The organism is Vibrio sp. SCSIO 43132 (assembly GCF_019904195.1).
Classification (GTDB): Bacteria; Pseudomonadota; Gammaproteobacteria; order Enterobacterales; family Vibrionaceae; genus Vibrio; species Vibrio nigripulchritudo.
Map to the genome: position 1 here is coordinate 1738617 of NZ_CP063199.1, position 14559 is coordinate 1753175.

12 protein-coding genes are annotated in these 14559 nt (G+C 43.5%); 4 read left to right on the forward strand and 8 right to left on the reverse strand.

The window, feature by feature from the left end; genetic code table 11:
• Positions 1–4 precede the first annotated feature (4 nt).
• Together INR79_RS07860 and cls are read right to left on the reverse strand one after the other, a co-directional pair.
• Complete coding sequence (locus INR79_RS07860; protein WP_022598937.1) at positions 5–1213, reverse strand: cystathionine beta-lyase; 1209 nt, start codon at positions 1211–1213, stop codon at positions 5–7.
• A 77-nt stretch (positions 1214–1290) separates the two neighbouring features.
• Entirely contained in the window at positions 1291–2745 is a 1455-nt protein-coding gene (gene cls, locus INR79_RS07865) for a cardiolipin synthase (RefSeq protein ID WP_004408374.1), read from the reverse strand.
• 399 nt (positions 2746–3144) lie between these two features.
• Here cls and INR79_RS07870 point away from each other — a divergent pair, with 399 nt between their 5' ends.
• The 3 genes from INR79_RS07870 to INR79_RS07880 all read left to right on the forward strand — a co-directional run bounded on the left by INR79_RS07870 (position 3145) and on the right by INR79_RS07880 (position 7120).
• Positions 3145–4479, forward strand: coding sequence for a sodium-dependent transporter (locus tag INR79_RS07870; RefSeq protein WP_080927866.1), 1335 nt, complete (start codon positions 3145–3147; stop codon positions 4477–4479).
• Between the two features lie 245 nt (positions 4480–4724).
• Entirely contained in the window at positions 4725–6344 is a 1620-nt protein-coding gene (locus INR79_RS07875; RefSeq protein ID WP_004408378.1) for a methyl-accepting chemotaxis protein, read from the forward strand.
• 77 nt (positions 6345–6421) lie between these two features.
• Positions 6422–7120: a TIGR01621 family pseudouridine synthase gene (locus INR79_RS07880; protein WP_223096714.1), complete on the forward strand. Its 699-nt coding sequence runs from the start codon at positions 6422–6424 to the stop codon at positions 7118–7120.
• Positions 7121–7696: 576 nt separating this feature from the next.
• Here INR79_RS07880 and INR79_RS07885 read toward each other — a convergent pair.
• The 4 genes from INR79_RS07885 to INR79_RS07900 all read right to left on the reverse strand — a co-directional run bounded on the left by INR79_RS07885 (position 7697) and on the right by INR79_RS07900 (position 10367).
• Positions 7697–8161, reverse strand: coding sequence for a hypothetical protein (locus tag INR79_RS07885; RefSeq protein WP_022607735.1), 465 nt, complete (start codon positions 8159–8161; stop codon positions 7697–7699).
• Between the two features lie 300 nt (positions 8162–8461).
• Positions 8462–9139 (reverse strand): hypothetical protein, encoded by a 678-nt coding sequence (locus INR79_RS07890; RefSeq protein WP_223096715.1) that lies wholly within the window; start codon positions 9137–9139, stop codon positions 8462–8464.
• A 93-nt stretch (positions 9140–9232) separates the two neighbouring features.
• On the reverse strand, positions 9233–9751 hold the full coding sequence (locus tag INR79_RS07895; RefSeq protein ID WP_223096716.1) for a hypothetical protein: 519 nt from the start codon (positions 9749–9751) through the stop codon (positions 9233–9235).
• A 292-nt stretch (positions 9752–10043) separates the two neighbouring features.
• Positions 10044–10367 carry a hypothetical protein gene (locus tag INR79_RS07900; protein ID WP_223096718.1) on the reverse strand — a complete coding sequence of 108 codons (324 nt, stop codon included), beginning with the start codon at positions 10365–10367 and terminating at the stop codon, positions 10044–10046.
• A gap of 525 nt (positions 10368–10892) precedes the next feature.
• Here INR79_RS07900 and INR79_RS07905 point away from each other — a divergent pair.
• Entirely contained in the window at positions 10893–11825 is a 933-nt protein-coding gene (locus tag INR79_RS07905) for a class I SAM-dependent methyltransferase (protein ID WP_223096720.1), read from the forward strand.
• 22 nt (positions 11826–11847) lie between these two features.
• On the opposite strand, the gene INR79_RS07910 is transcribed toward INR79_RS07905, so the two are convergent.
• Together INR79_RS07910 and thiE are read right to left on the reverse strand one after the other, a co-directional pair.
• On the reverse strand, positions 11848–13785 hold the full coding sequence (locus INR79_RS07910; RefSeq protein WP_223096722.1) for a tetratricopeptide repeat-containing diguanylate cyclase: 1938 nt from the start codon (positions 13783–13785) through the stop codon (positions 11848–11850).
• 137 nt (positions 13786–13922) lie between these two features.
• Entirely contained in the window at positions 13923–14552 is a 630-nt protein-coding gene (thiE, locus tag INR79_RS07915) for a thiamine phosphate synthase (RefSeq protein ID WP_004408383.1), read from the reverse strand.
• Positions 14553–14559 lie beyond the last annotated feature (7 nt).

The following is a 14559-nucleotide window of genomic DNA, read 5'->3' on the forward strand; positions in this document are numbered from 1 at the left end:
TCGATTATTGGTTTGACGCTTCTTTTTCCAGAATCAATGCGTTATATCTTTCAAAGCCAGCTTCTAAATCAGCGATCAAATCATCGGTGTCTTCTAAACCGATGTGCAGACGAATGAGCGTACCTTCGAAATTCGGGTTTGAAATCGTTCTCAGGTAATTAAAACTCTTTGGTTCATTGGCAAGGATAAGACTTTCGAAACCACCCCAAGAGTAACCCATGCTGAAGTGTTTCATGCCATCCAGTAAAGCGGTCGTTGCGCGTGGGTAGCTGGTTTTCAACACAAATGAGAACAAGCCGTTTGCCCCTTTAAAATCACGCTTAAAGAATTCGTGACCCGGGCAGCTTTCCAGAGCAGGATGACGAACGTGATCTACTTCTGGTCGTGAAGCGAGCCAATTGGCTACTTTAATACTGTTTTCGTGGTGTTGGCGCAAACGCACATCAAGTGTTCTCAAACCACGAAGGCCAAGGTAGGCATCGTCAGGAGAAACACACTGACCCAGCAGGTAGCTTTGTTCACGAAGCTGATCCCAGTATTTTTCAGTTGCCACAGCTGTTCCCAACATGACATCTGAGTGCCCGACAATGTACTTCGTTGCCGCCTGAATCGAAATGTCGACACCATGCTCGAACGGAGAAAGGTTCACACCTGCTCCCCATGTGTTATCGAGCATAACAACGATATCGTGTTCATGAGCAATACGCGAAAGGGTAGGGAGATCCTGCACTTCCATGGTGATGGAACCCGGTGACTCGGTAAAAAGAATCTTCGTATTTGGCTGAATCAGGTCACGAATACCTTCGCCTACCATTGGATCGTAGTAAGTCGTTTCTACACCCATCTTTTTAAGCATCACATTACAGAAGTCGCGTGTAGGTTCGTAACAGGTGTCGACCATCAAAATATGATCACCGGATTCGACAAAGGAAAGGATAGAGCTGGTAATAGCCGCTGTGCCACAAGGGTAGAGCGCACAGCCTGCACCACCTTCCACTTCCGTCATTGCTTCCTGAAAGGCGAAATGGGTGTGTGTGCCCCGACGACCATAAAAGAGCGTGTGTTCTTGTCTCTTTGTTGTTGCGTGGTGTTTTTCTGCAACGGTATCAAATACGACGGTTGAAGCACGTTGAACAGGTGGATTAACAACACCATTTGTCCACTTCTTACTGCGACCAGCAGTGACTAACTTGGTCTGGTATTTCTCAGACATCCTTTTTCCTTGTCCCGATAACTATTTGGTTCTATTTAAACCATTTTACGCCGCATGAGATCAAGAGAAATTTCCCTTTAAAGAATTGGGCTGAGCAAGAAGTAAGCACGTTCGAAGATACGATGGATGAAACCGCGTTCCGACCATGTGGCTGATTCGATTTTGTGTGCGTTCTCAATGTAAGATTCCTGCACCCAATACAGCTCTTTGGTGAAGGCTGCATCGTCAACGGCCAGTGTCACTTCAAAGTTAAGCCACAGGCTCCTCATATCGAGGTTTACGGTGCCTACTAGGCAATGGTGTCGGTCGATGACCACGGATTTGGTATGAAGCAGCCCGCCATGAAACTCATATATCTCAATACCGGAGTTCAGTAATTCGCTGTAAAACGCTTTGGATGCCCACTTAACCATTATTGAGTCGTTACGATGAGGAATGATGAGCTGAACTTTTACGCCGCGCTGAGCCGTCATCTTGAGGGTTTCCAGCAGTTGTTCACTCGGAACAAAATAAGGCGTGGTAATACGAACGGATTCTTTCGCCTGATTGATGGAGAGAACCATAACCTGCTGAATCAGGTTTTCTGGCATTCCGGGACCTGATGGCACAACCTGAATCGGGTGCAAGCCGTTTTCACGATCGATCGGGCATTGAGGGAACATAGGCAGCTCTCGCGAACCTGTCTCAACTTCCCAATCCCAAGCGTGAATAGCAGAAAGGACGTTTACGGTCGGTCCGGTAATTCGAACCATGACATCTATCCACTGACCGACACCTGCGCCTTGCTTGAAGTGAGCAGGGTCAACCATGTTCATGGATCCGGTATAGGCAATCTCATCGTCTACAACGATAATTTTTCGGTGCTGCCTGAGATCCAGACGTCTTAAAAATACCCGCATTGGAGACACGGCAAGAGCCTGCGTCACCTCAATGCCGACATTTTCCATCATTTCTTTCCAATGACTTTTGAAGAAACGATGGCTGCCTGCTGAGTCCAGAAGCAGCTGCACTTTAACGCCGCGTTTTGCTGCCTGAATCAAAGCAGAGGCAACAGAGTCTGCCAATCCCCCGGGGTGCCAGATGTAAAACTCCATTCTGACGTGGTGTTTGGCGTTTCGAATGTCTTCGATCACCGACTGAAGAATTTTTACAGGTGACGTTTGCAATGAAAGGGTATTGCCACACAGAGCTGGAATGCCCGTGCGGTTAGAACACAGGTCGTGGATCTGAGAAATCTGACCTTCCATCAGCTCCGGAAGGTGCGCCTGACAATCGTGTAATTGATTGAACCAGTACTCGTATGGAGAGAACATGCGCTGCGCGCGCTCGGCTCTTTTTCTACCAAGGTTTAATTCCCCAAACAGGAAATAGCACGCTACGCCAAGAATTGGAATGATGTAGATGATCATCAACCAAGCAAGAGAAACACTGACGGCTCTGCGCTTAAGAACCACGCGTATTGTTACCCCGGCCACGAGAACCCAGTAAGCGACCAACCCAAACAGAGCAACAAACTGATAGAACTTTTCCATTTTCCCCAGTAGGTAAGAGCGATAAAGATAGCTTAACTATAAACAACAAGAGCTTAAGAAGAAATGATTGCTGGTCAGATATGGCTATTAAGAATGAGAAATTGGTGGAATAGCCCAAATTTTACCGAATGGCGCTTTATTTTCTAAACACGAATCAAACATAGCAGAACTTACAAAGTGAAATATGCAGCTTTTGGGTAAACGAGTGGATAAATTAACTTGGACTGAGTAAAAAAGCAGCGATCAGTGCTTATGTTGAGGGTGTTGTTAATAAATTAGGCTGCGCGCGCTTCCAATTTTAATTGCAAACTGTTTTACTTGCCATCATTGAAAAGAAAATAAGAACTAAGTTGGGTGTAAATTATTTTGTACATCCATGTTCAAACCAGGCGGTAATATATGGCAACAACATCACGTGCCCAGTTTTCCTCAAAACTTGGGTTCATCATGGCGGCAGCAGGCAGTGCTGTCGGACTCGGTAACATCTGGGGTTTCCCTACTCAAGCAGCAAGTAATGGTGGTGCAGTATTTCTGATCACTTACTTGATCATGGTATTTGTTCTGGCATGTCCAATGCTGATAGCAGAGCTCACCATTGGACGATACGGTCAATCCAACCCAATTCAGTCACTTAAATCTGTTTGGCCAAAAGGCAAAATAGGCGCTGCGCTTTTAGGTATTGCAGCAATGACGGCAGTCTCTCTTATCCTCAGTTTTTACGCCATCATTGCGGGTTGGTTGTTTGGTGAATTTGCAGGAAGTGCCCTGGAAATTGTCGGAATGAATGAAGCATCTCAGTGGCTGACGAGCTTTGGAGATTCGCGCAACCTTGTTCTCATGGTTATCTTTATGATTGCAACCATGTACGTGGTAAGAAGTGGTGTTGCAGACGGTATTGAGCGCTGGTCAACTCGCCTTATGCCAGTGCTGCTTGTACTGTTCGTTGTGATGATTGGGTACATCCTGACTCAAGAAGGTGCGTCAGAAGGGTTAGAAATGTACCTGATCCCTGATTTTTCTCACTTTGATTCGGATCTTCTGGTTAGCGCAATGGGGCAGGCGTTCTTCTCATTGTCTCTCGGTGTTGCCACCATGATGGTCTATGGCTCTTACCTAAGGAAAGATACCAATATCCCGAAAACGGCGGTTCAGGTTTCTCTGGTCGATACAGGTATTGCAATCTGTGCAGGCTTACTGGTGCTACCTGCAATGTTTGTGGCAAAAAATCACGGCGTTCAAATATTCGATGAAACTGGAGCGCTGCTCAGTTCAGATACTTTGGTGTTCACCGTTTTACCTGCAATGTTCGATACGATGGGTAGTGTTGGCATTGCGGCAAGCATGATGTTTTTTGCCCTGATGATCATCGCTGCGCTTACTTCCTCAATCTCAATGCTTGAGGTACCCGTCGCATGTGCGATAGAAGAATTAAAGCAAACCCGTACTGCTGCCGTTATATGGATAGGTGGAGTAATTACGGTAATTTCAGCGATTATCGTTCTGAATTTCGGCTCACTGTTTGGTTTTGTGGTACAGCTTACGACAGTGTACGCACAGCCGATACTGGGCTTAGTTTGGGCACTACTTGTAGGATGGATTTGGCATAGAAATAAGGTTCTAGAGGAAATTCGTCAGGGCTACCCTGATGTAGAAAATTCTCTGTTCTGGAAAATCTGGCCTCTTTACGTTCGCATAGTGTGCCCAGTACTGATGTTAATGGTCTTCTTCGCGTAGAACTTAACTGATTACTAATAAAACTATTAAAAATTAACACTCCAGCCCTAGTCTCTAGGGCTTTTTTGTGTTCCCATACTAAACGTATGGCATATTGTTGCTTAATAAATGCTAACAAGATTGTAGGAAATCTCCTTTATTTCACCCCTGAGTTGAACTTACAGTATCACTTTTGATACTAGTTCATTTTCTATGAGTTTTTTCAATACCGGTCTCGTTAGCAGACTGGTTCGTGAGGTTGTTGTATGAATTTATCAGTCAAACAAAAATTGGCTGCTGCTTTTGGGAGCATCATTTTGCTGATGGCGATTTCGGTAATCGTTGTCTTTTTTCAGGTGAAATCAGCGCATGAGCTGGAAAACACCATTCGAACTGATGATGTACCTGGTATGGAGCTTTACCTCACACTGATTGATGAGTCAGGCGACATGCAAAGAGATGCGCTACGAGCCATTCTGGGCGATGAATCCGCAAAAGGGGACTTTAAGAAAAACTACGGACAGTTCCAGACTGCTCTTAATAGCCTTGCGCAAATCGAAAGTTCAGCAGAAGCCAAAAACACCGTTCGCCAAATTCGTTCTTACGGTGAAGATTATGCGCGAGAACTGGAGAAGCTATTCAAGCAATCTGGCTCGTCCTTGAGTGCTGATGAAATGAGAGAGCTTTATCAGCAAAAGATGTCTATCGATGCCAGAACTATGGTGCCGATGGAAAAAATGCTTGATCGTGAATCCGCAGCGGAAAAAAGTGATGTTGAGACGGGACTAAATGTTCTGAACTCTGCCCTTTCAACCATGAGCCAGACCATGATTGGTCTATTGGTCGTCGGTTCACTGATTGCCATTGTTATTGCTTACCGTTTGTCGGCGTCTCTGACAAATCGAATTGAGAAGCTGGAAGTGGTTGCGAAAAGCATTGCGGAAGGTGACCTGACGTCTGATCAGATTGTTGATAACTCGGGTGATGAGCTGGCCAACCTGGCGAAATCGATTAATGCGATGCAAGATTCACTGAAAACGCTTCTGACCTCTATTTGCGAGGTGAGCGATCAGGTGAACAACGTAACCACGGATTTGTCTGAAGTGACGACGTCTATTTCGCATGGTGCTGCAGAGCAGGCTGATAAAGCCAGCCTCATTTCAACGGCATCAGAAGAACTGACGTTAACCATTGGCGAAGTGGCGCAGCAGAGTGTTGCGACGGCGGAAAGTGCTTCTCAATCAGGCGATGCAGCGGAAAGCGGTAGAGGTGTGATTCTGGAAATGGTTGGCAGCATAGAAAAAGCATCAACACAAATGGCAGAAATGTCGGTAAGTATGCGTGAGCTGAATGATCACGGTGAGCAAATTGGCAGTGTTATCAAAGTGATTGAAGGCATTGCAGAGCAAACCAACTTGCTGGCTCTTAATGCGGCTATCGAAGCGGCGCGTGCAGGTGAATCTGGTCGAGGCTTTGCCGTGGTGGCCGATGAAGTTCGCGCCTTGGCAGAACGTACGACTCAAGCGACTCAAGAAGTATCAGAGATCATTCAGGCAATTCAGCAAGGCACGCAGAAAGTCATGGGTTCAACCTCTGAAAGCGTTGAATTGGTTGAGAAGGGCGTTGAACAAAGTGCTGGAGCAGGTGCGGCGTTGGATCAAATCGTATCCAGTGCAACTCAGGTTCAGGGCATGATTGCTTCGATTGCTACTGCGACAGAAGAGCAAACCGCGGTTACACAGGAAATTGCCAACGACATCAATACCATCAATGATATCTCGGCACGTTCACTGGAGTTGGTCGAACGCAGTTCACATGATGTGAGCGGGCTTACTCAGCGCGTAGACGAGCTTAAAGACTTGGTTTCTAAATTTAAGATCGCGTAAAACCAGTACTAACCTTTATAAACAATGGCTTCTTCTGCATTAGGCGTTATAATTCAGCGCCTGCGAAGGAGCCATTTATGTTTGACATCCTCTTTACTCATCCCGATTTCTACATCATCAATAAACACCAAGGTATCAGCGTTCACAAAGACGAGGGTGATACAGCCTTGCTGACTGAGATGTGTAAAGTCACTGGCGATGTTCAGCTCTATCTGATTCATAGATTAGACAAAATGACTTCGGGGCTTCTGATTGTAGGAAGAAGTTCGCAAGCGGCTCGGGAGTTATCGGAACTGTTTGCTAATCGAAACGTTGAGAAATACTACCTCGCAATTGGTTCTAAAAAGCCAAAAAAGAAGCAGGGTATGGTAATGGGAGATATGGAGCGCTCCAGACGCGCTTCCTGGAAGCTCACTAGCCAAATGTCTAACCCAGCCATTACGCAGTTTTTCTCTCATGCTGGCGAGCCTGGTCAAAGGGTCTTCCTTTGCAAACCACACACTGGAAAGACACACCAAATCCGTGTAGCCCTGAAATCGGTCGGCTCTCCCATTCTGGGCGATGAAATTTATAATCCCTCATCACACGCAGACAGAGGCTATCTTCATGCCTTTGCGTTAAGGTTTGAACACAAAGGTCAACCATTTGAGTTTGTCTGTAATCCTATAGAAATGAGAGAACTGGGTGAGCATTGGCAAACAGAAGGCGTGCGCAACTCGCTAGAATCCTGGAATAAACCCTGGCAACTGAATTGGCCGGGTGTGAGAACAAAATGAACAAACAAGGTATACCCTGATTTAACTTATGTAATGCCGACGTATTTCACGACGGTAACTGACATCCCATTGTGAGGAGACAGCATGACCCTGAATCAGTGCAATGAAGCATTACAGTGAAACGCCGTTATGCTCAATCAACTTACACACACTGAACTCTGGAACTTTTATCCTGCGCTCAGACAGATGTACCCAATGAAATAATTATGGCGATGGTAGTACCCATAACTCTGGTGGATTTTTTATGAAGTGATTGCTAATTTAGATTTAGCTAACTTTCCTTGGGACCTCAGGGGTAGGAAGTTTTTTTTGATTAATAAAATCATCAAAGTGAGGGAATACTATAATTGAGTAAATTCCTTAATGATTGTTTTCATATCGCTAACAAAGATGAGGGTATATGTTTTACCCATCTTCATCTCAACTACCAGAAACAGGCAATAACACTCGAAACTGGTCAGATAATCTAATAGTAGGCTCGAATATCAGATCTATATTGCGTTGTCATTTGTGATTGGTCGGTACAAGTAGGAGAGTTTTAATTTTCATTGGTTTTTCTCGTTGGTTAGTTGGTTGTTATTTGTAGTTCCACGCAGAGCAATTTATATAATCTGATCGTCTAGTGTGGTTAATGTGAGTAGGTTGGTTATCCTCGTCAGTATTCATTATTACTGTAACGAGTTCCCCTGTTCTTAAAGCTGTGTTGATACTCCAATTTTTAGCGACAAGAACATTTGAACCGCGATAAGTGGTGTAATAAGCGTGAAAAGCTATGTGTATGCTGTCCAGAGTAGGAAAAAAAGTAATTGTGTGATACTCGCCTGTATCTTCTCTAGATTTTAATAACTCACCTTTATTGGTAAATTTTTCTACTTTACCGTTGGTTTTACCGTCCTTGAGAGTGAGCGTAAATCTATTCACTTCTTTGAGTATTTTTAACTCATCATCACATCTGACAGTGAGTTGGTTTAGCTTTATTGAAGCATTAGCCATTACAGGGGTTACAAGCAACGCTGTGAGTAGGAGAGTTTTAATTTTCATAATTTCCACTGGTTTGGTTAATTAAGATTTTACTATGAAGTTTTTCCAAGACGATTGGTTATGTGTTCCCCAAGAAACTTCACCGAAACTGGGGGAGTCAATAGCAACAGTGTCGTAGGTTATTGATTCATTTGTGTGTGCGTATAGGGTGGACGTATGCTTAACATGATCCACATACACCCATCTATGGTGTGTTTCCCATCCATCGGTTAAATACGGGCGTCCATATGTCCCTATTAATAACGTCCCGACTAATTTATTTGCAGGGTCATCTGAGAAAATACCTATAGTAGATATCGTTTATTTTTCCGTTTCTTCTACTGGTTCCCCACGTTTCCAATACATACCAATAAAATCAGAGTCATTTTGTAATTCGATGGAAGAGTTATTTTCTTTGATATTTGAGTACGCAGTTTTTAATTCATCTGAATATTTCTTTGAATAAAATTTGGCGTGTAGGCGCATTTCTTCCAAGGCACTCTCTGATGGTTTGATTATCTCTGGATCGATAAATTCACTATATGACTGTTCATGACCTGTTATTTCCTCACCAACCTTAACCCAACCATCACCTGTTAATTCAAACTTAGATAACTCCCAACAAAGGTCATTTACGTCACCATTGGCGACAACAACCCCTAAAACCTCTTGTTCAATTTTAGAGGTAACATTAAAACGCTCACCTGTTATATATACAAAAACCGCCTCCCCATCACTTAATTGGTTAGTGATATAAAAATCAGTGATGGTGAACTCCCCCAGCTCGCTGTGGTTAATCCGTCCTGTATTTACTCCAGTAGACAGGACATCAAGTCTAAAACCTTGTCTTGAATCTTCGTTGAAGAATGAAAAAAAACCTGTGGGGTGTGCATCTCTAAAAGCATCCCCGAAACATAGATAGCTATTTAGAAATTCGTTAAACCACCTCCCAAAGCTTTCATGGGGTTCAGGTGTAGGTGGAAAATTAAAACTGTTCATAGTTGGTTCACTGGTTTGTTGTTGGTAGAAAACAGCAGGATCTTGCCATTTTTTGGTAATTATTCTAAAAGCGTCACGCTTGTCGTTTTTAAATTATCTTGTGTCTACAGTCTTTTTACATTGCCCGTAAAGGGTTTTATCTACTGAGTACAGTGTTCCATTTTCCCTTTCCAGAGTTGAAACAGTGGCAACATGCTTTGTTATTGTCTTCTGTGAACCGAAGTTACCCCATTCATATCTGTATTGCTTAGTAAGCCCATAAGATATTTTCTCTCTTGCTGTCAAATGGGTATTGCCTACAGGGAATCTATTTAGGGTCGTTACAGTAGGGCTAGTTTGCATTCCTGATTTTGAAACTTCTGTAACCGAACTTTCTGTAAAGGTGACTACAAAATCAATAGGGAGAATTTCAGTCTCTACATTGTCGATAATTTTATAAGCCTCTTCACGTCCTGCTTTAGGGTTTGAATTATCCAACTCAAGAATAGCAAGCATCATATCAACCATGCCTTGCATACTAGGTTGCATGATGGTCTTACACTCATATTGGATTTTGTAATCTGCCATTACAGGAGCTGTAAACAGTGTTGCTAGTAGTGCTAGTTTCTTCACTGATTCAATTCTCTTTGCTGTGGTTCAAAAGTGGCGGAGTTCCGCCATTATTTAAATTCGTGTTCTGCAATTTCTTGAGGTGAGTACAGCCCAGACTCAATCATTTTCAACTGGTCAGCGGCTACGGTTGCCAATGCTTAATTCTAAATCTGCGTTAGCTGGTGATTTTAACTCTTCAATCAATTGCTATTGCTGAATTGGTCTTATCTGAAATGCTTGTTGCAGCTTGTAAATGGCTATTGAACAGTACCGAAGAGGGAATTACTCCGAGGATGCCAATGTGGAATACCAGTTACTGTTCAGGATCCAGTTGTGATGGGTGGGTTAAGTACATTTGATAATTTCCTTTATACTCACGTATTTCACCAGTAACACACAAATCAGTGCGTTCATAGTTAACTAGATCGAGGCGGTAGAAGTTCTTTCTGTCACTGTGCCACACAACAAATGTAAACTCTTGGAACGGATAAGCACCATTGACGTTAAGGTAGGACGCTTTCTTGCCAGGCCACACTTCAGTTATCTCACCACACACTTTGACGGTCTCGCCAAAATAAACATGAGTTTGATCTGGTGCTACAGTAGCGACAGCACTTAATAGAAATGTACTAAACATGGGTACTCCATAATCTTTTGAGTTATTGCAAAACCAACACTACTGACTACGTGGTGATGTAAATTTGTGCAAAGGAGCGCGTAATTTACTTATTGGATTATCCGACATTTATGTGGTTGATGTTTCAAAATGTAACATTCGTTCCATTTTTGCTTTTTTATGACTTTATCTTTATGAATTTAAATTGTTTTTAATTGTTACATTGTGTTGTGTAACGCATTCTCACTTGTGATTATGTATTTTCTAATTGGCTCAAAACTTTCAACTCTATGACTTCTCCACTTTCGAACGTTATTCACCAGAAATCTTTCACTTCATCTGTTGAGTTATGTAAAAAAATCTTGCTGTTTTACACCCGAAGCTCATCTCAGACGACATTAAACTGTATTTGTGGTAAAACACTACACATTCACTACATGACAACTTCAAACACACTCAGAACCTCATACAGACAAGCTCTGAACCATAAGAGTAATCATCCTGGAATATACCCTAGCAACTGAATTGGTCGGGTGTGAGAACAAAATGAACAAACAAGCATTAGATTTACTTTGGGTCGAGTTAGACTCGGCTCTTTCAAATGTTCCAGACGAAATTCGTCGATTATTTCATGGTCGCGGGCGCTGCTGGGAAGGGTTAGAGCAACTCACAGTTGACTGGTTACAGGGGCAGCTCGTTGTTAACTTGTTTAAGCCAGTGGATGAAGAGTTTCTGACTCATCTGAAAAGCGGGCTTATTACGTTTAGCCAGAGTGATACCGCGAAGTCACGTGGCTTATCAACCATTTTGTTACAGCACAGATATCAGGATGGCGCGCCATTTGAAAGTATTCTGGGAGAACCAAATTTAAGACCTGTTGTGATTGAGTCTGGTCTGAAATACCAGCTCGAACTGGGAAAGAATCAAAACTTCGGTCTTTTTCTGGATATGAGAAATGGACGTGACTGGGTTCGGGAGAGAGCGTGTAACAAGACTGTTCTCAATCTTTTTGCCTACACTTGTGGGTTTTCTGTCGCTGCCATTGAAGGTGGAGCAGATAAAATAGTCAATGTCGACATGGCGAAATCAAGCCTGAGTCGGGGTAGGGACAATCACAAACTGAACGGACACAACGTTAACGCGGTATCGTTTATGGGGCATGACATTTTTAAGTCGTGGGGGAAAATCAAAAAGAATGGACCCTATGATCTTATCGTGATTGACCCACCATCGTTTCAGAAAGGCAGTTTTGCCCTGACCAAAGATTACCAGAAGATATTGCGTCGATTACCAAGTCTGCTTGCAGACAATGGTGAGGTTCTGGCTTGTGTGAATTCACCAAGCGTAACACCTGAATTTTTGATTGATGGAATGAAAGCTGAAGCACCAGAACTGGCGTTTCAATATCGATTGGAAAATCCATCAGAGTTCAAAGATAAAGATGAAAATGCAAGCCTGAAGGCACTCGTATTTTCTTAAAAGAGTACCATCAAAAAAGGCTTTAATTTGGAAAAATTGCTCGGTTCTTTCCTGAGCGTTTAGCCTCATAAAGATTCTGATCAGCCTTGCGAAAGAAACCATCATCTTGAGCAAGTGAAGCGGGCAGGGCGACCGAACTCACACCGATAGAGGCGGTAATGTTGAGTGGTCCTGCCTGAGTACTGAATGCAGTTAGCCCTATGGCATCGAGCATTGCGTCTACGCGAGTGCCAATGTGTTCGTCATCGCGCATCAATACCAAAAACTCTTCCCCTCCCCAGCGAATCAGCATTTCGGTATTTGAAACCAGCTCTTTTAGCCGGCTAGCTGTCTCAACCAGAACTTCATCACCTACATCGTGACCATACGTATCGTTAACAGATTTGAAATTATCCAAATCAAACAGGGCAATGCGATAGCCAATTTCCCCATCGATTTCCTGACAAGTTTCTAGTTGCTGCGTGTAATAGCGTCGATTGTGCAGTGTGGTCAGTTCGTCGACAAAAGAAAGGTTTTGCAGCTCTGCGTTTTTATTCTGTACGTGAGATGTTTTTCTGAATGCGTAGATGATGGTGATAGCGGCAATCAAAATCCAGGTGCAGGCTATTTGGAATCGGAGCTTTTCTTTCGCGAGTTGGGCAGCAGCGAGCTCGTTTTCGATATTAAGCAGCTCTTTTTCCTGACGGATATGCTGAGTGACAAAGGCGTGCTCTAAATCGTAAACCTGACTTAGGAGATGAGCTTTATCTTGTTTGTAATATTGCTTGTACACAGCCAAAGCGCGGTCTGTCTCTCCTAAAGCTTCCAGAATGTCGGCTTTCTGCTCATAGGCTTTGATTAACCAGCGTTTATGATTGATCGAAGAAAACGTTGCTATGGAGTCTTCAACCCCATAGAGCGCTTTTTGATATTGGTTTTGCTCCAGAAGCGCTTTCGATTTGATTAGCTGACATTGCCCTTGCTGTATAGGTAATTCAAATATCTTGGGTGCTTCGAGACATCGTTCAGCGGCTTCTATTGTCTTTTCGTATTGTTTGTTCGCTATATAAAGAAGCGTTTCGCCTTTTATCTGAAGAATGTTGTGCCGAGGGCTACTGGTTTTTTCATCGTAATACCTGGAAGCTGCCTCAAACGATTCACGAAGCTTTTCCAGATTGTTTAGTTGATAGTAAATATAGGCTTCGTTTAAATGAATAACCTGATGCAATGAGTTCATGTCTCTACCTGGAGGGGTAGGAGCTTTACGCGCTTTTTCCATGAAGTCCAAAGCTTTGTCCCATTTCTCAATATGCAGGTACAGCAAACCCAAATTGTTGTAAAAAGTGCCGAGCAGTTTGTCGTCACCAATTCTTTTTGAGACCTGTATAGCTAGTAAGAAATGGCGTTGTGCATCCATCAACTGGTTGTCAGCATTACTTAGGAACCCAGCTGTGTTGTGGGCTTTTGGCAGGAGATAAAGGATATGCCTTTCCGTTCCGTATTTGATTGCCTCGTTGATGAGTTTAGTTGCATCCTGAATCTCGCCTTTACGGGCGAGGTTGGTGCTTTTGTCTATCATCATGACCAGTGTTAACCAAGGCAGGTCTTCAGTTTCTGTTAGCTGGTACAACTTCTGGGTATACTCATTCGCTACTTCTGGTTCATGTTTATCGCTTGCAATGCTTCGCAAGGTAAACAATCGATAGGCATTCTCTGTTGGAGTGAGTGTCGCCTTAGAATTTTTATCGAAAGCAACCATTTCGGCTTGTGCATCTTTTGGTGATGCATCAAGGAGTTTGCGAATCCTTAAAATTTCGCGACCATTCTCAGTATTCGCAAGTGTGTCTTCTGGATTAAATGCTTTGACCTGAGCTCCGCGTATGTCTTTGATACTCGGCTCGAACAACACGACATATGCTGTGAGTACGCTCAGGATCACCAGCCCTATACAGGCTAGAAAGAACAACACACTTTTTCTCATTGACCAAGAGCTCCCACAGTTTCAAAGCGGTGAAATGTTACTATGCGAGCTTTACTCTTACAACATTACACACGGTATGTTGGCTTTTTAGAGTGTTTTTGGTGATATTGTACGGTAATTGTTCAACCTTCATCGGCTTATTGGTTTTGGCATAGCTTGATGCTTTTAAGTAATGATTCGGACGCTGACTTTGGATCTTCCGCCTGACAAATAGCCGAAACTAACGCAATGCCATTAACACCAGTGCCCAATACGTCCGATAAGTTGGTGTGGTTAATGCCACCAATAGCCACTGTAGGAAAAGGACTGGTGCGGACAGCGTAAGCAAGCCCGTCGATTCCCCATTCACGTTTGATATCCGTTTTGGTTGGCGTTGAGAAAATGGCACTAACACCAAGATAGTCGACAGGAAGGGATTTTGCTTCTTCCAACTGAGCTTCGTTTTCTACTGATAACCCTAAAATTTTATTGTCGCCTATCAATTTTCGTGCGATTTCGGCTGGCATATCCGATTGCCCAAGGTGGACGCCATCCGCATCGACCGCCAGAGCAACGTCAACGCGATCATTGATAATAAGAGGAATATTGGTCCCCTCAAGGATAGATTTGGCGCGAGCTGCACGTTCAATGAATGCTCGAACGTCACCATGCTTTTCTCGAACCTGAATCATGGTCACGCCGCCTTTCGCTGCCTGTTCAACCACATGACAGAACGTGTCTAAGTTTTGTCTGTCATCGGTAACCAGATAGAGTGGATATGGGTTCATTGGGTTT